This window comes from Lysobacter sp. yr284 (assembly GCF_900107375.1).
In the GTDB taxonomy this organism is placed as follows: domain Bacteria; phylum Pseudomonadota; class Gammaproteobacteria; order Xanthomonadales; family Xanthomonadaceae; genus Lysobacter.
This window is the reverse complement of sequence record NZ_FNPT01000004.1, coordinates 266,420-286,776: the sequence shown is the minus strand read 5'-3', so window position 1 is coordinate 286,776 and position 20,357 is coordinate 266,420. Positions and strand designations below refer to the sequence as shown.

Annotated in this window: 23 protein-coding genes and 1 tRNA gene; 3 read left to right on the top strand and 21 right to left on the bottom strand. The window is 65.7% G+C overall.

Annotation, left to right across the window (positions count from 1 at the left end; genetic code table 11):
* From BLV01_RS09655 to BLV01_RS09640, 4 genes are read right to left on the bottom strand one after another with little or no spacing between them, the layout of a single operon-like run.
* A complete protein-coding gene (locus tag BLV01_RS09655) occupies nucleotides 1–816 on the bottom strand; it encodes a phage BR0599 family protein (protein ID WP_175485841.1) in 816 nt (271 codons plus the stop codon).
* The gene (locus BLV01_RS09650; protein WP_139178583.1) at nucleotides 813–2,516 is read right to left on the bottom strand and encodes a hypothetical protein; all 1,704 of its coding nucleotides are present in this window, start codon (nucleotides 2,514–2,516) and stop codon (nucleotides 813–815) included. The genes BLV01_RS09655 and BLV01_RS09650 overlap by 4 nt, the downstream gene beginning before the upstream one ends.
* Nucleotides 2,517–2,530: 14 nt before the next feature.
* Nucleotides 2,531–3,466 carry a hypothetical protein gene (locus BLV01_RS09645; RefSeq protein ID WP_091798025.1) on the bottom strand — a complete coding sequence of 312 codons (936 nt, stop codon included), beginning with the start codon at nucleotides 3,464–3,466 and terminating at the stop codon, nucleotides 2,531–2,533.
* Complete coding sequence (locus BLV01_RS09640; protein WP_139178582.1) at nucleotides 3,466–5,043, bottom strand: hypothetical protein; 1,578 nt, start codon at nucleotides 5,041–5,043, stop codon at nucleotides 3,466–3,468. Before BLV01_RS09640 ends, BLV01_RS09645 begins: the two co-directional genes overlap by 1 nt.
* A gap of 122 nt (nucleotides 5,044–5,165) precedes the next feature.
* Here BLV01_RS09640 and BLV01_RS25345 point away from each other — a divergent pair, with 122 nt between their 5' ends.
* Complete coding sequence (locus tag BLV01_RS25345) at nucleotides 5,166–5,495, top strand: hypothetical protein (protein ID WP_139178581.1); 330 nt, start codon at nucleotides 5,166–5,168, stop codon at nucleotides 5,493–5,495.
* Entirely contained in the window at nucleotides 5,495–5,794 is a 300-nt protein-coding gene (locus tag BLV01_RS26240) for a hypothetical protein (RefSeq protein ID WP_175485828.1), read from the top strand. Before BLV01_RS25345 ends, BLV01_RS26240 begins: the two co-directional genes overlap by 1 nt.
* Here BLV01_RS26240 and BLV01_RS25340 read toward each other — a convergent pair.
* The 3 genes from BLV01_RS25340 to BLV01_RS09630 form a co-directional block, all read right to left on the bottom strand.
* A complete protein-coding gene (locus BLV01_RS25340; protein ID WP_139178580.1) occupies nucleotides 5,693–6,289 on the bottom strand; it encodes an ECF-type sigma factor in 597 nt (198 codons plus the stop codon). The genes BLV01_RS26240 and BLV01_RS25340 overlap by 102 nt on opposite strands.
* A gap of 316 nt (nucleotides 6,290–6,605) precedes the next feature.
* Nucleotides 6,606–6,827, bottom strand: a complete 222-nt coding sequence (locus BLV01_RS25335; RefSeq protein ID WP_139178579.1) for a DUF3658 domain-containing protein — start codon at nucleotides 6,825–6,827, stop codon at nucleotides 6,606–6,608.
* Nucleotides 6,828–6,835: 8 nt separating this feature from the next.
* Complete coding sequence (locus tag BLV01_RS09630) at nucleotides 6,836–8,134, bottom strand: serine hydrolase domain-containing protein (protein ID WP_254782573.1); 1,299 nt, start codon at nucleotides 8,132–8,134, stop codon at nucleotides 6,836–6,838.
* Here BLV01_RS09630 and BLV01_RS09625 point away from each other — a divergent pair.
* The gene (locus tag BLV01_RS09625) at nucleotides 8,133–8,558 is read left to right on the top strand and encodes an H-NS histone family protein (RefSeq protein ID WP_254782572.1); all 426 of its coding nucleotides are present in this window, start codon (nucleotides 8,133–8,135) and stop codon (nucleotides 8,556–8,558) included. The two genes, BLV01_RS09630 and BLV01_RS09625, sit on opposite strands and share 2 nt — an antisense overlap.
* 165 nt (nucleotides 8,559–8,723) lie before the next feature.
* Here BLV01_RS09625 and BLV01_RS25330 read toward each other — a convergent pair whose 3' ends face one another.
* The 14 genes from BLV01_RS25330 to ruvB form a co-directional block, all read right to left on the bottom strand.
* Complete coding sequence (locus tag BLV01_RS25330; protein ID WP_217633480.1) at nucleotides 8,724–9,248, bottom strand: hypothetical protein; 525 nt, start codon at nucleotides 9,246–9,248, stop codon at nucleotides 8,724–8,726.
* A gap of 175 nt (nucleotides 9,249–9,423) precedes the next feature.
* Entirely contained in the window at nucleotides 9,424–10,803 is a 1,380-nt protein-coding gene (locus BLV01_RS25325; RefSeq protein ID WP_139178577.1) for an AbiJ-related protein, read from the bottom strand.
* Nucleotides 10,804–11,144: 341 nt separating this feature from the next.
* Nucleotides 11,145–11,220, bottom strand: a tRNA-Lys gene (locus BLV01_RS09620).
* Nucleotides 11,221–11,299: 79 nt separating this feature from the next.
* Nucleotides 11,300–11,998 carry a 7-cyano-7-deazaguanine synthase QueC gene (gene queC, locus BLV01_RS09615; protein WP_091798011.1) on the bottom strand — a complete coding sequence of 233 codons (699 nt, stop codon included), beginning with the start codon at nucleotides 11,996–11,998 and terminating at the stop codon, nucleotides 11,300–11,302.
* A 105-nt stretch (nucleotides 11,999–12,103) separates the two neighbouring features.
* A complete protein-coding gene (gene queE, locus BLV01_RS09610) occupies nucleotides 12,104–12,784 on the bottom strand; it encodes a 7-carboxy-7-deazaguanine synthase QueE (RefSeq protein ID WP_091798008.1) in 681 nt (226 codons plus the stop codon).
* A gap of 8 nt (nucleotides 12,785–12,792) precedes the next feature.
* Nucleotides 12,793–13,608: a tol-pal system protein YbgF gene (gene ybgF / locus BLV01_RS09605; protein WP_091798005.1), complete on the bottom strand. Its 816-nt coding sequence runs from the start codon at nucleotides 13,606–13,608 to the stop codon at nucleotides 12,793–12,795.
* A 45-nt stretch (nucleotides 13,609–13,653) separates the two neighbouring features.
* Nucleotides 13,654–14,178, bottom strand: a complete 525-nt coding sequence (gene pal, locus BLV01_RS09600; protein WP_091798002.1) for a peptidoglycan-associated lipoprotein Pal — start codon at nucleotides 14,176–14,178, stop codon at nucleotides 13,654–13,656.
* Nucleotides 14,179–14,297: 119 nt separating this feature from the next.
* Nucleotides 14,298–15,617 carry a Tol-Pal system beta propeller repeat protein TolB gene (tolB, locus tag BLV01_RS09595; protein ID WP_091797999.1) on the bottom strand — a complete coding sequence of 440 codons (1,320 nt, stop codon included), beginning with the start codon at nucleotides 15,615–15,617 and terminating at the stop codon, nucleotides 14,298–14,300.
* Between the two features lie 270 nt (nucleotides 15,618–15,887).
* Nucleotides 15,888–16,352, bottom strand: a complete 465-nt coding sequence (locus tag BLV01_RS09590) for a hypothetical protein (RefSeq protein WP_091797996.1) — start codon at nucleotides 16,350–16,352, stop codon at nucleotides 15,888–15,890.
* Nucleotides 16,352–17,311: a cell envelope integrity protein TolA gene (locus BLV01_RS09585; RefSeq protein WP_091797993.1), complete on the bottom strand. Its 960-nt coding sequence runs from the start codon at nucleotides 17,309–17,311 to the stop codon at nucleotides 16,352–16,354. The genes BLV01_RS09590 and BLV01_RS09585 overlap by 1 nt, the downstream gene beginning before the upstream one ends.
* Nucleotides 17,308–17,751 carry a protein TolR gene (tolR, locus tag BLV01_RS09580; RefSeq protein ID WP_091797990.1) on the bottom strand — a complete coding sequence of 148 codons (444 nt, stop codon included), beginning with the start codon at nucleotides 17,749–17,751 and terminating at the stop codon, nucleotides 17,308–17,310. Before tolR ends, BLV01_RS09585 begins: the two co-directional genes overlap by 4 nt.
* 105 nt (nucleotides 17,752–17,856) lie before the next feature.
* Nucleotides 17,857–18,639 (bottom strand): protein TolQ, encoded by a 783-nt coding sequence (tolQ, locus tag BLV01_RS09575; RefSeq protein ID WP_091797987.1) that lies wholly within the window; start codon nucleotides 18,637–18,639, stop codon nucleotides 17,857–17,859.
* 117 nt (nucleotides 18,640–18,756) lie between these two features.
* Complete coding sequence (ybgC, locus tag BLV01_RS09570; protein ID WP_091797985.1) at nucleotides 18,757–19,236, bottom strand: tol-pal system-associated acyl-CoA thioesterase; 480 nt, start codon at nucleotides 19,234–19,236, stop codon at nucleotides 18,757–18,759.
* A gap of 49 nt (nucleotides 19,237–19,285) precedes the next feature.
* Nucleotides 19,286–20,314 carry a Holliday junction branch migration DNA helicase RuvB gene (ruvB, locus tag BLV01_RS09565; protein WP_091797982.1) on the bottom strand — a complete coding sequence of 343 codons (1,029 nt, stop codon included), beginning with the start codon at nucleotides 20,312–20,314 and terminating at the stop codon, nucleotides 19,286–19,288.
* Between the last annotated feature and the right edge of the window lie 43 nt (nucleotides 20,315–20,357).

The window sequence follows — 20,357 nt, the reverse complement described above, 5'->3', positions numbered from 1 at the left end:
TTAGAAGACGGGCGTGCCGTCAAAGGGTGATTTGCCGGGCAACCCCGGAACGCCGCCGTAGTTCGGCGCGTTGGCGAACTTGCTGTGGCAGATGGCGATGGTTCGGGCGCAGCCGGGATAGGCGACGAGGGCCTGACCGACACGCAGTCCGTCGCCGGCACCGAGCAGGATCAATCGCTCGCCCTCGTGGAATCGGATGCCGCGCCGCTCGATGCCGGCCTCGCCCAGATCCCAGGCCAGGAATCCGCCGGCCAACCAGCCATCGGGAAGCAGGCCAAACGCGCCGGCCGTGACGACGTTGCCGGCGACCGTCGCCAGCGTCGCCGGCACCCGATGCGCCTCGGGGTTCACCCGGCAGTTGCGGTCGTACAGCGTGTAGGGACAGCCACGCGTCCACGCCAGCCGCAAGCCCGGCTGTCCGAGCGCGGCATCCAGCGACTGGCAGCGGATCTCGCTCGTTTCCAGCTTGGGCCGATTGACGCCAGCGACCCGGCCAACCCACGCGACGCGCGCTTCGCTGTCGCCTTCGTGGATGTCGCGGACGAACACCGCGACCTCGGTCGACGGCGGCAAGCCGCGATAGAGCCGGGCCACATCGAAATCGCCGGGCGCGGTGATCGTCAGCACGTCGCTGGCGACGTGGCCAGACTGGCGGATGCCGTCGTCGCTGATCGCGACTGCGCGGTAGGTTTGTGTATCGAGCTGGAAGTCGCGGTCACCGCCGGTGTAGCGCCAGCGCTGGCCACCGCGGACGAACTCGTACAACCGCCGAGGGTTGCCCGCAGCGGTCGAGCGCTCGTATTGATCGAAGCTCACGCGGGGGCGGGTCCATCGTCTTGGTCGGGATCGCGCACCGCACGTAGCACGATGGCCGCGTCGGCGGCGCCGTCGCTGTCGGTGTGGTGCTCGATTTCGGATTCGTCGCTGTCGGCGCGCGACAACGCCATGAAGCTGATCCGCTTCACATCGCGCGGCCGGACTTCCGCGCCCAGCGCCGCGTTGAACGCGATTCGGTCCACGGCCTCGTCCAGGCTGACCGCGCCGGTGATGCGGCGATGAAAGGCGCGGCCGTCGCGTAGCTCAATGCGCAGATCACGGCGGCCCGGCCGCAGACCGCCGAATCGGGCCAGGCCAACGTTGGCCACGTCCGCCGCCGTCGCGGTGCCGGCGACGGTGGCGACCAGGACCAGGTCGTCAGCGTGGGTCGGCCGCCACACGGCGCGCTGGCGGCCCCGCAGGGCGTACAGCCAGGACCGGACGCGCGCTCGCTCGGCCCGTCCGTGCATGCGCCAGCGGTGCGATTGGGTCACGGCCGCCCAGTCCGCAGGGTCGAGTACGAACGGGGCGCCGAACTCGTTATCCAGGGACAGCAAGGCGCGCTGCCATCCGGTCGACCGCGATTCGGACTCGTCCGGGCGATCGGCCAGCACGGGGTGCCCGCGGTATACGGGCGCATCGCTCAGTGCCGGCCAGTCGCAGGGCTCGACCACCTCGAAGCGCACCGCGACCGAGGCCGCCTGATCGGTCAGGCGGGTGACCTTCGGCGCTTCGGCAAGGCGGGCGGTCCGGACGGGGTACAAGCGAGCGCCGCGCGCCCATGCCCGCGTCGTCGGATGCCGCAGGACGATGCGGTCGGCGCCGATGGACTCGATCTCAGCGACTTCGGTGTCGAATGCGGTGGCGCCGCGCAGCAGCACCAGACCGCCGGGTCGGAAATCGCGATGGACTGGATTGCAGGCCAGGACGCGGACGCCGAGTGCATGCTCGGCGCCCAGCCACTGGCCGTCCGGCCAGACCGGCAGCGCCCAGGTCCGTCCGCCCCAGCCGAACACGGCCAGATCCAACAGCACCCGCTCGCGGCCGTCCACGATCAACGTCGCTTCGAACGACCGCCGCGGCGTCGAGCGCAGGCCGCGGCGTTGCTCGACCTGCAGCGGGCTGGTCAGGACGTCGGTGCGCCATGCCAGCCGCTCCAGCACGCCGCGTGACCAATCCGGCATGAAGGCGAACGCGACGATGCGTTGGCCAGTGATGACAACCGGCAGTGCGGGGAAGCCGTCGAACCGGAACGCCAGGGTGGCGCCGATCACCGGCGGGCCATCGGTTCCGACCGCAACCTGCCACGTTCGCTCCGACAGCGGGGCGAACGGCAGCGGCGGCACGCCGGGCGCAGTCAGGACGATGCCCTCGCCGCCCAACAGCGTCGCGTCGGTCAACGTCAGCGCCCGGCTGCGGAACGCATTCCATACCCGCACGGCGCGCCGCTGCACACTGCTGACGTTGCCGAGGTTCAGTACCCGCGGCTCGACGTGGATGCGGTCAAAGAAGTCATCGCCGAACAACGGCTGCATCGCGCCGCGACGCTGGTCGCCGATGTGCTGGGGCACCTCTACGGTGCGCTCCCCGAAGGCCGGCTCACCGGCCAATGCACCGCTGGGTCGGCCATCCCAGAACGGGGGCGACCGAAAATAATCGCCCTGACCGCTGAAGGTCAGCGGCCACAGGCCATGCCACATGCGATGTCCGCTATTTACTCGGTGATGCGATAGGCATACCCGTAGACCCCGCTGTTCGGGGTGCCGGCCGGGCCGTTCTTGCGGTGGACCGGGAACACCTTCCAGCGGTCGCTGCCCAGCACCAGTTCCTCGCCGGGCGCGTAGCTGTCCAGGCGGATGAAGCGCAGGTCCGGCGGATGGCCGACGTCGGTGATCAGATCGCCGCCACGCGGCACGGCGCACCATAGCGGCTGGCCTGGTGCGCGGCCGGTCAGCGTGCTGTGCCCGATGTCTTTCAGCAGATTGATCGGCGCGCCGCGACGGCGCCAGCCGCAGTACAGCGCGCGCGTATCGCTTGCGCTGTCCGAGACGCCATGCCAGCGGGGCGTAACGCCATCGAAATCGGCGCGCACGCGCGTGGCCGCTGACATGTAGTTGGCCCAGTAGTCATCGAACGCAATCGCATGGCGAACGTCGTCAGGACTGCTGATGTAGTTGGGGTCGTAGTACCACTGGCTGCCGTAGACGTACTGACCAGTGCTGACCACGCCTGCGGTCACCAGCCTTCCCGTGCCGAAGTGCTTAAACGTCCCGGCTTGAGTCTCCAGCACGATGTGAAGGTACGGCTGCGGCGCCGTTGCGCTGAAGAAGTGGACCGCGCTGTACGGGCCTTGGACGTAGTTCGCCCAGACCTGCGCACTGGCGTCGGCCTGAAGATCGGCATTGGCGTTCGCCGCATATCCGGTATGCCCGAACGCGCCCACGAACGGCGGCGGCCGAGAACCGTCGCCACCGGTCAGCTCGGTCAGAAACGTCGCGTACAGCGAACCCGCATGCACGCTCAGCGCCTTGCCGACCCGGACGGTGCGATCGCGCCAGCCATCCACCGCCCAGCCGTTGCCTTGGGCGAACACCCGCAGCTTGTCGAGCAGTTCGTTGGGGTCGTTCGCCGCGGAAGTCGCGTAGGCCATCAGTCCAGCTTCAAGGCGAAGTAGTTGTCGGGAGAGATCCGGAAGGCGTTCTGGAACGCCATCCAGGCCGCGCCATCGTGGTCGATCCGCGACTCGGAAGCGGTGCTGAAGCCGGTGGTCCAGCCGCAGCCATCGAACTCGCCCAGCGGATGCCGCGGGGACGAACTGCCCAGAACGAGCGGCAGCACCGGCGATGTGCCGTCCAGGTTCTCGCGAAGATTGGCGCGATCGCCCCACGTGGACATCGCGCTGGGATAGACCTTGCCGGGCGTTTCGGTATCGCCGATGTCACTCGATCCCGATGCATAACGGTTGACGTGTAGACGCCAGACGTTGTCCGGGTAGTTCACCGCCAGCGCGTAGCGTCCGGGATCGAAGAAGCAACGGAAATTGGCGTCGGTCGCATCGGGCGTCAGCGTCTCGGCAGATCCGCACGCGCCGATCGCGAGCGGATACTCGTGGATCGACGGCGGCTCATAGGCGTTGATGAAGCCCAGGTACGCGCTCAGGTACACCGTGCCGACGCGCGCGATGATCACCACGCGCTGGCCGTTGATCGCGAGCCAATAGGCGAAGGGACCGTTGCGCAGCGGCAATCCGCGCGAGCCGCTGACATTGGTTTGCGTTCGTAGGCTACGCAGCGGATTGTGCGAGCGAAAGCCGTACCAATTGAGGTTGTACGCAGCGCGCGCGGCGTCCTCGTACAGTTCGGCGCCGATGAAGATCGCCTTCTGCCCGTCCAGTCCGGGCGCCTGCACGATCCACTGCGCCCGGTCTTCGAGTTCGAAGTCAGCGTTGAGATCGGTGTGGAAGCTGACGTCGTTGACTTCGAGCGGGTCGGCGCCGGCCGTGCCGGTGATCAGCAGGCGCCAGAACCGCGCTGCTGTGGGCGAGCCGGTGATTGGATAGGTGCGGCGCATGCGCGCGCTCGGCCAGACCTGGCCGCTCCACGCTTGCACCCGCGACCAGGCCGAGCCGTCGTCGGAGCGCTGCAGTTCGAAGGCAGCCGGACCGCGCGCGCCGTTATCGCCGATCCCGAGGGTCAGCGCCTTGACCACCGCCGGACCGATCATCTCGATACTGGCGTGCGCTGGCAGACCGGCGACGGGCAGGTTGCCCCAAGTGTCGGTCCGATTATCAAACACCGCCGTGGGATTGGTGAGGTTCGTGGTGCGAGCGCTGGCGTTCCGGCAGCCATAGCGGCGCAGCAGCGTCCAGGCCGGCGACGTGTTCAGGGTGAAGCGATCGCCGGCCACGAACGGCGTCGATCCGGCGTTGATACGGAACCGCAGCCGCTCGGAATCGAAGGGCTGGCCAACCTGCGCAATGCCTAGATCACCTGCGACCGCACCGACTACCTGGAACCGCCCGGCGTCGAGCGCGGTTAGGGTGAAGCCTTCCGCCACGCTGGCGCTGCCGCCGCGGTAGGCGCCAGTGGCGCCGTCCGAACCGGTCAACGTGCCGTTGCCGGCGCCGACATAAAGCAGGCCCCAGGCATGCCCCTCCGCACAGAGCGCCGCTTCTAGACGGTTAAGGAAATCGAAGTAATCATTCGCTACTCCAGTTCTTACTGTCATCAGATACACCAGAAATAATTGGCGCGCGCCAATCCCAACTGCTCGTCCCCACAGCGAAACTTCGTCTCAGCCTCTGAGACGTTCAGGCGCTATCGAGTCCACGCTCCCAAGGAGATTGAGATATGGGCAAGAAGATGAGTAGCGAGGAAAGAGCGAGAAGAGCACTCGATCGAGATCGTCGAGCGCTAGAAGACTTTGCGAAGGGAATGGTCCCCACCTTGCTGGGCAAGGCGGTCATTGCCCTCCGAGATGCAAGCGTTCCAATTACAAGTCAGACACTTATCGAGCACCTTCTGGCAGAGCAAGAAGATAAGCAGGAAAGCAGAGCAGATTCGGACTTGAGCGCCTTTCTGGACCTTCCCTATCAGTTCGCCATCGATCAACTGAAGGTGCCGGCTTCTGGCATTCAGGGCGTGGGTAGCGACACACTCGAAATGGGAGACTCTGCTTAATGAAAGCCAAGAAAACGGGCGAAGAGATGGCTCAGGCTTACTTGGCCAAGATTCGCGAGACGAACCAACTAGTAGCAACGGAAAGTATCCCAGCTACCATCGGAGATGCAGTGATCGCGCTCGTGAACGCAAAGGTTCCGATTAGCGATGAGGCGCTCATCAAGCAGCTTCAGCATGAGCTGGCGGGATGCCTTGGCTCAACGAGAACGCCATCGTCCAAAGCAATGGACGCCCAGTTCTATCAGTTCGCTCTCGACCGGCTTCTGAAGCCGGCAGAACATGCGGCTGAGATCGGCTAAATCGCCCCTGGTTGAGCGCACCCGGATCGGTATCCGGGCGCGCGAGCGCTGGGTGCCTAGCCCAAGTCTTGCCGGACGGTCGGAGCATTGGCGCGGACTGTGGACAGGATCACCTGCCGCCCAGCTTGAGTGCCCATCACGTTCACGATCTCGCGCGGGTCCAGATACAGAACGTTCGTGATCTGGGAGGAGCGCAGTTCGGGCGCACTGGTGGTGGATCGCTCCGACACCGGCCGGCGCGCGAGGTCGCATCGCCTTGGCGGCCAAGGCGAGGAACGGACCGCGCTGACTGACATCCAACTCGACACCATTGAGCTTCAAGTAGGCCTCATGCACCAGCACGCCGGTGTCGAGCGTCCCGCGCGCCGCCCCCCGCAACTCGCGCCGGGCGATGCTCTGAAGTTGCGCGTACAAGGCCTCGAAGCGTGCGCGAAAGCCGGCGTCTTCCCATTGGGCGGCTGGAATCAAGGTTTCGGCGGCAGCACTGACGACCATGGCAACATCCCTGCGGCATATCGAGTTCACTTACCACTAATGGCATCGCTGCGCCATATTTTTTACTGGGACCGGTGGCCGGCTGCCCAACTGGCGAGTGGAGATGGCTTGCTACCCGGCATTGGGCCTGCCTATTCATATTTTCTAGGCAGTCCACCTCGGCTCACATCGCGCCTTCGATACTATGAAATGAAATCGCTATACGTAGGGGAGGCGAAGTCCGCCATGCAGGAGGTAACGTTCGATCATTAGCGGTACGCGCCGCCGAAAGGCCTCAAGCTGCTCGATGCGCGTCGCGGCGAGTGGCGCTAGCCACTCAGCGGGCATTGCCAGCAGCGGCGAGCCGCACTTCGCTGTAACGGATGCGCGACAAGTCGCCTTGAGCCTCAAGGCGATCGAGCGCCACCATCTCCGCCACGCGCTTGGCGAAGAAACTGTCGGGAATGCCTGCCACCTGGTCTGGCACGCTACCCGTAACGCTGCCAACAACCCAAGCGACTTTGCGCCAGTGATGACCGACCGAACGCTCACGACTCACATCGGCACCTAACCCGCGATTTTTTCCCGTGCCGCGATTCTCTCCACGAGCGTATCGATAGCCGCCTCCATAGAGTTCGCGGTCTGGTCGCCGCTCTGATTAGTAATGACGAAAATGCCCAGATCGTATTTCGGCACGATATAGATATAGCACTGCGAGCGCGGCACGCCGCCATGATGCGCGTAATAGACGCCCTTTAAGTGCTCGCCAGCGACGATGTTCCAGAAATAGCCGATGCTGAACTCGGAATCGAATTCAACCAGGGGACGATGCGACTCCTTCACGACGGGGTCATTAGCCAACTGGAATTTCAGGTACTTCATCATGTCCGGGACGGTCGACTTCACATTCCCGGATGCACCCCAAGGCAACTGCGGCATCGGCGTGGTCGGAACAGGATTGTCACTGTGGTAGCCGATCGCCAGCCGACTCGCTTCGGCACCGCTTAGCCGGATGCGGACATCGGTCATCGCCGCCGAGTCGTGGAAGAATTCGCGTAGCAGCGACTCGTAGTCGCGCTTGTAGACCGTTTCCAGGATATGCGCCGTCAGCTCCGTACCGGCACTGGAGTAGGCGTACTTCTTTCCGGGCCGCCGTGGAATCTCGACGGTGTGCAGATCCTTGAAGAACTCCGCTTGGCCGTAATGCGCATAGACGGCATTGAGTTCACCAGGCGTGCGCCGGTCGGTAAAGTCAGCAAGCACCACATTTGCGCGCTCGGGCAACATGTTCGGCAGGCCACTAGTGTGGGACAACAGGTGGCGGATGCGAATGGGCTCACCCTTGTACTGCAAATTCGGGTACGCCTCACTCAGATACATTCGGACGTCGTCGTCGAGACTCGCCTTGCGCTCCACAACGGCCTTGGCCATCAGGGTCCCGGCGAACGTCTTGCTTAACGAGCCGATCTCGTAAAGCGTTGCGTCCGTCGGCGGCTTCCCCTGGCCGGACTGCATGTCACCACGATGGCGAACGATCTCCCTGCCCCGGTACACGACCCCGATTGAGGCCGAGTGGAGCAAAGGCTGCTTGATCAGGTTGGCGGCGACTTCGTCAACATCAGCCCCCAGATCTTTCGACGGGGTGTTCGCGCGAGTACAAACTTCGGTCAAGACCGCGGCGCACAACACTAACAAGCCAAGCCACATTCTGTTTCGGAGAACTGTCGAAATCGCCTGCATGCGTTGGCGCCGTGAGGGTGACCTGGGAAGATTGCCTAATATAGCCGAGCAACAGAACGATGACTGGTCCAGCAATTCGGCCTTCGGTAGCGCCGCTTGATAGGCCTCATGGTGCAGCCGATCCATGGACGACATGCATATCGATGTCGAAAGCTCAGCCTGCGCAATTGACATCGCTTTTGATCGCCACGGAGAAGCGGAAGCAGCTCCTATCAAAGCGCCGGCTCGCCGCATCGATGCGCCGGCAAGCGGTCGCATTGGCTACCGTCACGGCTGCACGATCAAAGAACTCTTTGTCGATCAACCGATAGCTCAGCCCGCCAAAAAGAAGCGGAGCTCTCGGCGCAAGCCAACCAAGTTCGCGCCCAAGTACCGCGACCCAGACAACGAACTCAACACTTGGTCAGGCCGAGGGAGCATGCCGCGTTGGCTTGCTAAGAAGATCAGGTTCGGCCAGCACCCCACTGACTTCCTGATTCCGGGCATAGCGAAGCCCACCGCACGCACAACCAGCTCAGTAGGCAAGCGGACACTCGTCAAGCAAGGCTGACAGTTCGCTGCGCAAGGCGAAGAGGACTAGGCAGGAGGCGACTTGCGACCAGTGGCGGCTCAAGACGCCCGCAGACTCGAAATTGCTCAATGGCCTACCAGGCATATGAAACGGATCTATCCCTCGCACCGCCACGACGCGCTATCTCTTGCGAGCGAGCCTTTGTTAAAGCTCAGACAGCCAGCCCTTCTGCAGCTTGAGCGTACGGTAGCGCTTTCCCGCTTTGGTCGGAATCGCGCGTTGAAAGTACTGCTCGCGAAATCGAAATGGTGAGTCACGAAGCATTGAGTTAAGCCATCGACGACGGGGAAGCGAATCCCACGAGAACGGAAACGTAAGACTGGGCTGAAAGAAGATACCTAACTGGTCGAACGTTATTCCCAAGTACGACCCTTCTAGTGCGGACTCTTCACAACCATTCCATTTGAAGTCAAAGCAGATGCTGAAATCCAGATGCGTGCCATCGTCGCGCGAAAGTCCGAGTACAGCAAAGTAGATATCCACCAGATCTGAGATCGCCGTGCTATCCAGGGTCCAATCCTGGAGTTGAGCGAAGGCTGCAGCAGGATGAAAATTCGCCGGCTTCCCGAACTTGCGCTCTAGAAGGTCGAGGGTCGCCCAGTCCGATCCAAAGCATGCAAGACGAATCGGCTCGGTCGAGCGGTACTTCCCCGAGGCGTGCTTCTGCAAGTATGCCTGCGTCATCTGCCAGGACTTGCCAATGTCCCGAACCCGTGGCCTGTGGCCAAACGCGACAGACTTCGGCGGATGATAGATAAGATGCTCCACTAGTAGCCGCCCCTCTTCCCTGTGAATGTTCAATCCAGGCCTGAGAACATGATAGTTCTCGTCAGCGTTCACGACTCTACCGCCGCAATTCCCTGACGCCATGCATTCGGAACAAGGACGCGAAGAAGTCACCTATGATCTGCATCGCATCGCTTTGGCACAACTGATGGGCTCCGAATCTGTATACCTCATATCCCGCAAGGCGTAGATCTCGATCTGCCGCGACCATTTTCGCGTATAGCCTGGGGCTCGCCCTACCGTTGTCTTCCGCATAATGCTGCTGCCCATCCACTTCAATAACAACCCGAACATTCCCGGGCAGTAGTATTAAGAAGTCCATTCGGGAGTTCAAAAGAGCATCCCGCCCCCTGAGACGGATGGTCTTGGGATCCCAGTGCAGCCAGACCTCAGGAAGCAATGCTGGCAGCTGAGGAATCTCGCTCGAGAAGGTCCTGTAGAAGCCGTCGAATAGAGCTCGTTGTGGTGGCGAGTTGGTCGGCAGACTTGAAACTAGACGCTTATATAGGGAGTTCTTTGCATCGCTTTCCAACTCAAGACTCTGGCGATCCTTCCACCATGCTTGAAGATCCCACCAGCGCAAACCATTGACGCCAATTGCCCTGTCATACACCAAGACCTCATCCTTGCCAGTGACAATTTCGATGTCGTTGTCGATAGCATCGCTGAATCGCAGGTCTGGTTTGACTGACGACGCGAAGATCAGTTGCTTCGGCCGACCACGTGGCGATACATGCTTAGAGAGCAACTCGAAGACCGGATAGCCGCCATCGAGCCCCACTTCATGCAGCTCAAGGCCCAACGCCTTCAACGGGCCATTGACGATTCCAACAAAGCGTCTCTGACTTTCCTCGTCCGGTCGGATGTCCGGCGAAGCTAGTCCCTCTAGGAACAGAGCGAAACGTCGATCTGATGCCTCGAATGCGCCCAATTTGTCGAACAGATCCAGCACCGACCAGCAGCCACTTGCGCCGTGTATGTGATAAGCAATCTCCGCGTAGAGACTGTCATCTTCTCCCGTGATGTCGGCAAGGAAGGTCCAAGTTGAATCGTTGCGAAGGACCCAGAGACGCGACAACAAAGCATCGAACTTTCGCGCGTCAATGAATAAATCTGTGACATTTAGTGCCGCCGCAATTTCTCGACGCGTCCGCTTTCGAATAGCCGGGTAGTCGGCGTCAGTCCAAAGCGCATCTTCAATGGCGTTCCGGTCCGCCGGTCGTAGCCCACCCGTGGCGATCAAATGCTTGGCCAAGCCAGGCAATGCACCATCGTCTATGCCTTCTAACGCTTGTTGAATTCTCTCTTTCTTCGATCCAGGAAGATCACTAGGCAGTTGGAGCTCAATGAGCTTTTCAGTAATGCCCCGATGTGTGTGCCCGTCTAGCTCGTATGCGACCGCCCCTAGTACGTACGTCTTGAGTCGCTGCAGATCCATCGCACCCCACTCCGGCAAAGCCCGCTCACACCTCGCAGGGCCCCTTTCGAAAATTTCCGCGTCGGCTCCTGGTGCCGAGTTGGAATCCTGCACGGCATGTTGATCGCGATAAAACTCGTTGAAAAGACCAGTCGTAACCCATTGATCCGTAAGACCCCGGAAACCAATCCATTGGTCGGCAGTCCATAGGAAGGGAGAAATCGGAGAAAAATTGGCGAAATTTTCGCCAAATTAGGGCCTGTGGATATTTGACGAGTCCACAGGCCGACGACGAAAAGGCCGGAAATAAGGCCTTTTCGCGAGGTGGTGTGACGGAGAGACGCGGTTGGACCGCGAGGGAATGGTGGGTCGTGATGGATTCGAACCATCGACCAGCGGATTAAAAGTCCGATGCTCTACCGACTGAGCTAACGACCCATTCCGAACTCCGGGCGCGCCGGAGCCGGGCATTCTAGCCCAGGTCGGGGCCCGAGTCAGGCCCCTGCGGCGAACGCGTTCAGACGTAGCGGGTCGGGTCGGCCACGCCGGCGGCGTGGAAGCCTTCGGCGCGCAGGCGGCAGGCGTCGCAGTGGCCGCAGGCGCGGCCGGCGTCGTCGGCCTTGTAGCACGACACAGTCTGGCCGAAGTCCACGCCCAGGCGCACGCCTTCGCGGACGATGTCGGCCTTGCTCAGGAACTGCAGCGGCGCGACCACGCGCAGGCCGGCGCCCTCGACCCCGGCCTTGGTGGCGAGGTTGGCCAGGCGCTCGAAGGCCTCGACGAACTCCGGGCGGCAGTCCGGATAGCCGGAGTAGTCGACCGCGTTGACGCCGCAGAAGATGTCGTTGGCGCCGAGCACTTCGGCCCAGCCCAGCGCGATCGACAGCATAATGGTGTTGCGCGCCGGCACGTAGGTCACCGGGATCGCGTCCTTGGCCGCGTCCTGGCCGACCGGGTGGCCGTCGTCGTCGAGCGGCACCTGGATGCTCTCGTCGGTCAGCGCCGAGCCGCCGATGCTGCGCAGGTCGACGCTGACGGTCTTGTGCGCGGCCGCGCCGATGGACTGGGCGATCAGCGCGGCGGCGTCGAGTTCGGAGGTGTGGCGCTGGCCGTAGCGCACGCTCAGCGCGTGCACGAGGAAGCCCTGCTCGCGCGCGATGGCGGCGACGACGGCGGAATCCATGCCTCCGGAGACGAGGACGACGGCTTTTTTCATGGTCGGGACGGAAATGCGGAATCGGGAATGGGAGAGGCTACAGCAGCCGGGCTTGCGGGGGTTGGCTGTTGTGGCCGGGCCTGGCGGCCCGTCGGTCGCCCAAGCTCAGCGGCCGGGTTCGTCGTCCCAGAGGATCTTGTGCAGCTGCAGCTGGAACCGCACCGGCAGGCGGTCGGCGACGATCCAGTCGGCCAGGTCGCGCGGGCGAATCTGGTGGAAGCTCGGCGAGAACATCACCGCGCACACCGCGCTCAGACCGTGCTCGGCGACGATCGCCTTCGACCACTCGTAGTCCTCGCGGCTGCAGATCACGAACTTGATCTGGTCGCGCGCGGTCAGCAGCGGCAGGTTGCTCCACAGGTTGCGGTGCGCTTCCTTGGAGTCGGGCGTCTTGATGTCGAGCACGCGCGACACGCGCGCATCGACCGGGCCGATGTCGATCGCGCCGGAAGTCTCCAGCGAGACCTCGTAGCCGGCATCGCACAGGCGCTTGAGCAGTTCGATGCAGCGCTTCTGCGCCAACGGCTCGCCACCCGTCACGCAGACGTGGCGGGCGCCGTGTTGCGCGACTTCGGCCAGGATCGCGTCGAACTCCCACCACTCGCCGCCGTGGAAGGCGTAAGCGGTGTCGCAGTACTGGCAGCGCAGCGGGCAGCCGGTCAGGCGCACGAACACGGTCGGCCAGCCGATGCTGTCGGATTCGCCTTGCAGCGACAGGAAGATTTCGGTCAGCCGCAGGCGCTCGGAGGACGGCGCTGCGGCCGTCTCGGAGACAACGGCGTTCATGGCGGGACTCAGTTGCGCAGCCGGCTCAGCTGGATCGCGTTGAGGCGATCGGCGGCCGTGCGCGCGGCGTCGGTACCGGGATACCGGTTGGCGACGTCGGCGAGCGTGCGCTCGGCGGCGTCGACCTGCTTCAACCCGAACTGGGCCAGGCCGACCTTGAGCAGGGCCCCGGCGGCCTTGTCGTGGGTCGGATAGCGGTCGAGCAGGGACTGGAACTGCTCCTGCGCGAGTTGGTAGTTCTGGGTGACGTAGTAGCTCTCGCCCAGCCAATACAGCGCGTTGGGCGTGTAGGTGCCGTTCGGGTGCGCGGCCAGGAACTCCTGGAACAGGCGCGCCGACTCGACGTACTGGCCGCCCTTGAGCGCGTTGAACGCGGCGTCGTAGGCCGCGCGCTCGTCGCCGCCCTGGGCCAGCAGGCCCGGATCGCCGTGCACGCTGGGTGCGGTGTCCTTCACCGCCGGCGGCGGCGGCGAAGGCTTGGCGGCGGACGCCTGCGGACCCGGCGCGGCGGCGGCGGGCGCGCCGCTTTCGAGCCGGTTGAGGCGGTTGTCGGTGTCCAGGTACTGCGCCTTGCTCGATTCCTGCAGCTGGCGGTTCTGCTGCTGCAATTCCTCGACCTGCGCGCGCAGGGCCTGCATTTCCGACTTGAGCTGGTTGACCTGGTTGAGCAGGTCCATGTTGGCCTGGTTGTCGGACGCGCGCTGTTCCAGCACCGCGACCCGGTCGGCCAGGCTCGCGCGCTGGGCAAAAGCGGGCGTGGCGGCCGCAAGGGCCGCCACGACTGCCAAGGCTAGTACGAACTTACGCTCTGCGGACTTCAGCATCGCGGGTCAGCCTCGTCTGGGTTGCTCGGAAAGTCGTGCCGCCGATCACTTGGCGGTGTAGACGATCTCGACGCGACGGTTCTTGGCCCAGCAGTCTTCGTTCGAGTCGGTGCAGACCGGACGCTCTTCGCCGTACGACACCACGGTGATCTGGCTGCCCGAGGCGCCGTTGGCCTGGATGGACGACGACACGGCATTGCCGCGGCGCTCGCCCAGGCCCAGGTTGTATTCGCGGCTGCCGCGCTCGTCGGCGTTGCCTTCCAGGGTCATGCGCGAGGACGGACGGTCGCGCAGGTACTTGGCGTGGCAGCCGACGATGGCCTGGAACTCCGGCTTCAGCGAATCCTGGTCGAGGTCGAAGTACACCACGCGCTGGCGCAGGCAGGCGTCGGTGTCCAGGTCGTTCGGGCCGTAGGCGCCGGAGGCGACCGGGCCGGTGCTGTCGCCGGGCTGGGTGGTGGTCGAACCCGGGCCGGTATCGGTCGGCGCGGTTTCCTTGACCTTCTTCGAGCAGGCGACGGCCGCGGTGCAGAGCACGGCGGCGAGCAGGATGCGGGCAGCGTTGTTCATGGGTATTCCTCGTCAGTGTGTAACGTGGGGCAGGAGTCGTTCGGGGAGCTGTTGCAGGCGTGGTTCCGGGGCGCTACCGGCGCGGCCGCAGGCCGGCGCGATGAGGGCCCGCCGGCGCGTCAGCGCGGCAGGCGATAGGGCCCCCAGGCCGGTTCGCGCACGTCGCCGTCGGCCAGCACCAGGCGCTGGCGCACCCGGGCATCGGCGGAAACGGCATAGAGCACGCCACGGCGTCCTTCGCGCGCAGCATAAATGATCATGGAGGCGTTCGGTGCAAAGCTCGGCGATTCGTCCAGCGACCCCGGCGACAGGGTGCTCCACAGGGCGCCGCCGGTGCTGGAATCCATCATCGCGATCCGGTAGGTGTTGCCCGCGCCCTGGGCGGTGGCGATCTTCTTGCCGTCGAACGACACGCTGGCGCTGGCGTTGTAGCTGCCCTGGAAGGTGACCCGGGTCGCGCTGCCGCCGCTGGTGGGGACCGCGTAGATCTGCGGCTTGCCGCCGCGGTCGGAGGTGAAATAGATCTTGTTGCCGTCGGCCGACCAGGTCGGCTCGGTGTCGATGCCGAAGTGGTTGGTCAGCTGGGTCAGCGCCTTGCTGCCCAGGTCCATCACGTAGATCTCGGGGTTGCCGCTGCGCGACAGGGTCAGGGCCAGGCGGCGGCCGTCGGGCGAGAACGCCGGGGCGCCGTTGATGCCGCGGAACTTGGCCACCAGTTCGCGGCTGCCGGTGCCGATGTTCTGGATGTAGATCGAGGAATTGCCGCCCTCGAAGCTGACGTAGGCCAGGCGGTTGCCGTCCGGGCTCCACGACGGCGACAGCAGCGGCTCGGGCGAGCGCACCACGGTCTGCGGGTTGTAGCCGTCGGAGTCGGCCACCATCAGCGCGTAGTTGCTGCCGCGGCCGACGCCGGTGGCGGTGACGTAGGCGATGCGGGTGAAGAACGCGCCGCGCACGCCGGTGACCTGCTCGTAGATCTTGTCGGCGACCTGGTGGGCGACGTCGCGCATGGCGTTGGCGCGCGCGGTCAGGGCGAAGCCGAGCAGGCGCTGCTGCTTGCCCACGTCGTACAGCTCGTACTCGACCCGGTAGGTGCCGGCGCCGGCGTCGAGCACCCGGCCGACCACGATGTAGTCCTGGTTGAGCGCGCGCCAGTCGGGGAAGCTGATTTCGCTGCCGCGGGTCGGCTTGGCCGCCATCTGCTCGACCGGCAGGCCGCGGAACTGGCCGGAGCGGTTGAGGTCGTTGCGGACCACTTCGGCGATGTCGGTCGGCGGAGCCGCGCCGCTGCCCTGGTAGGGCATGGGCACCACGGCGATCGGGGTGGCCGAGGCGAGGCCGCCGACGATGTCGATCTCCAACCCCTTTTGCTGGGCCGACGCGGCGAAGGGGATCAGGACGGCAAGCAGCGTGGCCAGCCAGCGCAGGGGTCGTTTCATCGGCACTCCGTGAGAATCCAACGGGGGTTTGTTCAGGTTCGGCATTGTTAACGCTGTTGGGTGAACGTGGGCTCAAAACCCGGCGTCAATTTGCCTTTCAGTGCGTTAGCGGCGTGCGTATGCGGGCGAACGGCGCACAAAACGTGCAAGCAACGCCCGCGACCGGCAGCAAGCGACGCGACGGGGCAGCCGCCCTGCCCCGCCCGGCCGCCCGTTCAGGCAACCGTCTGGGCCGGCGCGGCAGCGCGGCGGCGGGTCCGGCTGCCGCGTTCAGCGATCGCGCATGCGCTGCCACCAGCGCTTGAGCCGGCTCTCTTCCCGTTCCTTGGGATCGTCGGGTTCGGCCACCCGCAGGCTCAGCCGCAGCAGCGGCCGGAACACCTGCTGGTAGCCCTGGTACGGCAACGGACTGGCCGCGCGCGCGGCCGCCAGCAGGCTGTCGCGCCCGGCCGGGTCGAGGTCGCAGGGCTGGATCGTGCGTACCGACACCAGCCTGCCGCCCGGCGCCTGGCTCAGCTCCAGCGTGCAGGCGCTGTCGGCGGCGGCGCTGGCGGGCGCCTGCCAATGCTGGCCGATGCTCTGGCGCAGCACTTCGTAATAGCGCAACTGGTTCTGCGGCAGGCAGTGCTCGGGCGTGTCGCAGGCGCGGCCGATCTCGACCGCCATGGCCGGCATCGCAGCCAGCCCGGCGGCCACCGCGGCGATGCGCGCGAGCGATCGGGTCGCGGCGCGCATCAGCGGTCCTCGGCGCGGAAGTTCAGGATCAGGCTGCGCTGGAACACGCTTTCGAAGCCGGCGTAGGGCAAGGGCTGGGCCTTGAGCACCGCGGCCTCGACCGAACGCCGTCCGGCCTCGTCGTAGGCGCAGGGCTCGATCACTTCCACCGCGATCACCTGGCCGCCGGGCAGCTGGCGGATGTTGAGCCGGCAGGCCGCGCCGAGCGGGACCGAATCCGGGCGGGTCCACTTGTTCTTGATCGCCGACTGCAGCGCCGCCTGGTAGCGCGCCAGCAGGCCGGTGTCGGCGCCCTGGTTGCCGGCCTGCTGCGCCGGCGCGGTCGCCGCGGCGGTCTGGCTGGCCTGGCTGGCGCGGCGGTCGGCGAGCTGCTGCAGCTTCTGCTCGGCCAGGCTCTGCTCGCGCTGCAGGCGCGCGCGCTCGCGGCGGATGTCCTCGAGCTTCTTCTGCCGCTCGGCCTCCTGCTGCTCGGCCAGGCGCTGCTTCTGCTGCGCCTCTTCCTGGCGCTTCTGCTCGGTCAGGTCGACCTGCTCCTGGCGCGCCTTGGCCTCCTGCAGCTTCTTGTCCTCGGCCGGGTTCGGCGTCGGCGTGTCGACCACCTGCTCCTGGCTGGTGGTGTCGGGCACCGGGACGAAGTCCTGCGGCGACTGTTGCTGCGGCGAGACCGCGTCCTGCGGCTTGGGCTCGGCGACCGGCTGCGGCAGCGGATCGGCCTGCTCGGGCAGCGGGTCGGGCTGCGCCTGCGGGACCGGCTCGACCTTGCTGCGCAGGGTGCGCTGCATCGCCGCCGACAGGTCGCTCATCTCGGCCAGTTCGGTCGACACCGGCGAGCCGGCGGCCGACACCGCGCCGCTGTTCCAGTTCAGCAGCGCACTGACGATCAACGCCGCGATCAGCAGGCCGTGCAGCAGCACGACCACGATCGCGGCCTGGACCGAGTCGGCGCGGGTCTCCCTCATTTCCTGCCCTTCTCGGGCTGGCTGATCAGGCTGACCTTCTCCACGCCGGCGTTTTGCAGGATGTTCATCGCATCCATGACCGGCTGGTAATTGGCGCGGCCGTCGCCGGCGATGTAGACCTGCACCTTCTCTTTGTCGTTCTGCTTGACGATGGCGCCGATCTTGGCGGCCAGGTCCTGCGCGGTCACCGCTTCCTTGTTGCCGGCCTTGACCGTGAGGAAGAAGTTGCCGGATTCGTCGACCTGGACCACGACCGGATCGGTCTTGGTGTTGCTCGACTTGGCGTTGGACTTGGGCAGGTCGACGTCGACGCCGAGCGTCAGCAGCGGCGCGGTGACCATGAAGATGATCAGCAGCACCAGCATGACGTCGATGTAGGGCACGACGTTGATGTCGGCCTTGAGCTTGCGCTTGTTGGGGCGGCGGATGGTGCCGGACATGGCGGGTTCCTCTGGTGTCGCCTGATCAGGCGGGGCGCCGCGCCGGCGTCGGGCGCGGCGCGCGCCCGCGGCGCGGGCTGTGCGGTGCGGAAGCGATCGCCCGCATCACTCGTCCAGGTGGGCCTGCCGCTGCAGGATCGAAGAGAACTCCTCGGAGAACGCGTCGTAGCGCACCGCCAGCCGCTCCACGCCGGTGGCGAAGCGGTTGTAGGCCCACACCGCCGGGATCGCCACGAACAGGCCCATCGCGGTGGCCAGCAGCGCCTCGGAGATGCCCGGGGCGACGTCGGCGATGCCGACCTGCTTGGACGCGGAGACCAGCGAGTGCATGGTCACCATGATGCCGAACACGGTGCCGACCAGGCCGATGTACGGCGAGGTCGAGCCGATGTTGGCCAGCAGCTCCAGGTTGTGCTCGAGCCCGTCGATCTCGCGCGAGCCGGTCGCGCGCATGGCGCGCTGGGCTCCTTCGATCTGGGCGCGGGCGTCGACGCCGCGGCGCTGGCGCACGCGGTTGAACTCGCGGAAGCCGGATTCGAAGATCGCCTCCAGGCCGCCGATGTTGCGCGCGCGCTCGGTGGTGCCGGCGTAGAGCTTGGACAGTTCGGCGCCGGACCAGAAGCGTTCCTCGAAGTGGTCGGCCTCGGCCTTGGCGCGGCGGATCACCTTCCACTTGCGGAAGATGATGAACCACGAGGTCAGCGAGGCGATCACCAGCAGCGCCATGATGAACTGCACCGGCAGGCTGGCCTTGATCACCAGGTCCAGCAGGCTGAATTCCGCGGCGGCCTGGCCGGCGGCGGCGGCGCCCTGGGTCACCGCCTGGGTGGCTTCCTCCGGCAAGGCTTGCACAGTCGTGGCCAGAAGCGCGATCAGCGATGACGTCATGCTTGGTTCTCCGTCGCCCGGCGCGCGGGCTTGTGTGGGGCGTGCGGCGCGTCGGGAGTCAACGGGCCGCAGGGTGTCGTGGGGTTGAAGACCGGGATCGGGTTGGCGCGGGTTTTACTACCGGGTGCGTGAAGCCGCCTGCAACGCGTCCGGTGGCGGCGCTTCCTGCGCCTGCAGTTGCGCGTACAGCGCCGGCGGGATCGGGCACGGGCGCAGGTGCTGCGCGTCGACCGCGGCGACCTTCACTTCGGCCTCGACCAGCCGCTGCGCGCCGCGCATCGTCCGCTGGGCGAAGACCAGGCTGGCGCGGCGGCAGCGCACGAGCTGCACGGTGACCTGCAGTTCGTCGTCCAGCCGCGCGGGCATGAGGAAGCAGATCTGCATGCCGGCGACCACGAACAGCAACCCGTGCTCGCGGCGCAACCCGTCCTGGCCGTAGCCCAGGGCGCGCACCCATTCGCTGCGCGCGCGCTCCATGAAGGCCACGTACCGGGCGTGGTACACCAGCCCGCCGGCGTCGGTATCTTCCCAATAGACGCGTGTCGGCCAACTGAATAAGCCGGGAACCGCGCCGGAACCCGCCGCAGGCGCGCTCATGCGCGAGCCCCGTGCGGGCCGGCCGCGGCGGGCGTCGAAGCGGTCGCCATCAGAACAGTTCCCCGGGGTCGCCCGGCCGCTCGCGCGGGTCCAGGCCGAGGTGGCGGTAGGCGCGCGAGGTGGCCATGCGGCCGCGCGCGGTGCGGATCAGGTAGCCCTGCTGGATCAGGAACGGCTCGATCACGTCTTCGAGCGTGCCGCGCTCCTCGCTCAGCGTGGCGGCCAGCGACTCCACCCCGACCGGGCCGCCGTCGAAGGACTCGATGATGGTCTTGAGCAGGCGCCGGTCGAGCTCGTCGAAGCCCTCCGGATCGACCTTGAGCATGGCCATCGCGGCGTCGGCGACGGCGCGGTCGATGTGGCCGGCGGCGCGGACCTGGGCGTAGTCGCGCACCCGCCGCAGCAGCCGGTTGGCGATGCGCGGGGTGCCGCGCGAACGCTTGGCGATCTCGGCCGCGCCCTCGGGCTCGCAGGCGATGCCGAGGATCTGCGCCGAGCGGCGCACGATCTTGGTCAGTTCCTCGGCGTTGTAGAACTCCAGCCGCTGGACGATGCCGAAGCGGTCGCGCAGCGGCGCGGTCAGCAGGCCGGCGCGGGTGGTCGCGCCGATCAGGGTGAACGGCGGCAGGTCGATCTTGATCGAGCGCGCGGCGGGGCCCTCGCCGATCATGATGTCGATCTGGTAGTCCTCCATCGCCGGGTACAGCACTTCCTCGACCAGCGGCGAGAGGCGGTGGATTTCGTCGACGAACAGCACGTCGTGCGGTTGCAGGTTGGTCAGCAGCGCGGCCAGGTCGCCGGCCTTCTCGATCACCGGGCCGGAGGTCTGGCGCAGGTTCACGCCCAGCTCGTTGGCGATGACGTGGCTCAGGGTGGTCTTGCCCAGGCCCGGCGGGCCGAAGATCAGCACGTGGTCGAGCGCCTCGCCGCGGTGCTTGGCGGCCTCGATGTAGATCTTGAGCTGCTCGCGCACCGGCTGCTGGCCGAGGTACTCGTCCAGGCGCTTGGGCCGGATCGAAGCCTCCAGGGCGTCGTCTTCGCGGGTGGCGCCGGAATCGATGATGCGCTGATCGTTCATGCGGCTATGTTCGCATGGGACGGGGCGCGGGCGCAGTGGCGCA

Coding starts and splice junctions, on each gene's coding strand:
- ybgF (WP_091798005.1), bottom strand. CDS start 13,608: ATGCTGAAGTCCGCAGAGCGTAAGTTCGTACTAGCCTTGGCAGTCGTG.
- tolQ (WP_091797987.1), bottom strand. CDS start 18,639: ATGACGTCATCGCTGATCGCGCTTCTGGCCACGACTGTGCAAGCCTTG.
- queE (WP_091798008.1), bottom strand. CDS start 12,784: ATGAACGCCGTTGTCTCCGAGACGGCCGCAGCGCCGTCCTCCGAGCGC.
- BLV01_RS25340 (WP_139178580.1), bottom strand. CDS start 6,289: ATGGTCGTCAGTGCTGCCGCCGAAACCTTGATTCCAGCCGCCCAATGG.
- queC (WP_091798011.1), bottom strand. CDS start 11,998: ATGAAAAAAGCCGTCGTCCTCGTCTCCGGAGGCATGGATTCCGCCGTC.
- pal (WP_091798002.1), bottom strand. CDS start 14,178: ATGAACAACGCTGCCCGCATCCTGCTCGCCGCCGTGCTCTGCACCGCG.
- BLV01_RS26240 (WP_175485828.1), top strand. CDS start 5,495: ATGAAAGCCAAGAAAACGGGCGAAGAGATGGCTCAGGCTTACTTGGCC.
- ruvB (WP_091797982.1), bottom strand. CDS start 20,314: ATGAACGATCAGCGCATCATCGATTCCGGCGCCACCCGCGAAGACGAC.
- BLV01_RS09650 (WP_139178583.1), bottom strand. CDS start 2,516: ATGTGGCATGGCCTGTGGCCGCTGACCTTCAGCGGTCAGGGCGATTAT.
- BLV01_RS09645 (WP_091798025.1), bottom strand. CDS start 3,466: ATGGCCTACGCGACTTCCGCGGCGAACGACCCCAACGAACTGCTCGAC.
- BLV01_RS25325 (WP_139178577.1), bottom strand. CDS start 10,803: ATGGATCTGCAGCGACTCAAGACGTACGTACTAGGGGCGGTCGCATAC.
- tolR (WP_091797990.1), bottom strand. CDS start 17,751: ATGTCCGGCACCATCCGCCGCCCCAACAAGCGCAAGCTCAAGGCCGAC.
- ybgC (WP_091797985.1), bottom strand. CDS start 19,236: ATGAGCGCGCCTGCGGCGGGTTCCGGCGCGGTTCCCGGCTTATTCAGT.
- BLV01_RS09625 (WP_254782572.1), top strand. CDS start 8,133: ATGGACGACATGCATATCGATGTCGAAAGCTCAGCCTGCGCAATTGAC.
- tolB (WP_091797999.1), bottom strand. CDS start 15,617: ATGAAACGACCCCTGCGCTGGCTGGCCACGCTGCTTGCCGTCCTGATC.
- BLV01_RS25345 (WP_139178581.1), top strand. CDS start 5,166: ATGGGCAAGAAGATGAGTAGCGAGGAAAGAGCGAGAAGAGCACTCGAT.
- BLV01_RS09640 (WP_139178582.1), bottom strand. CDS start 5,043: ATGACAGTAAGAACTGGAGTAGCGAATGATTACTTCGATTTCCTTAAC.
- BLV01_RS09630 (WP_254782573.1), bottom strand. CDS start 8,134: ATGGATCGGCTGCACCATGAGGCCTATCAAGCGGCGCTACCGAAGGCC.
- BLV01_RS09585 (WP_091797993.1), bottom strand. CDS start 17,311: ATGAGGGAGACCCGCGCCGACTCGGTCCAGGCCGCGATCGTGGTCGTG.
- BLV01_RS09590 (WP_091797996.1), bottom strand. CDS start 16,352: ATGCGCGCCGCGACCCGATCGCTCGCGCGCATCGCCGCGGTGGCCGCC.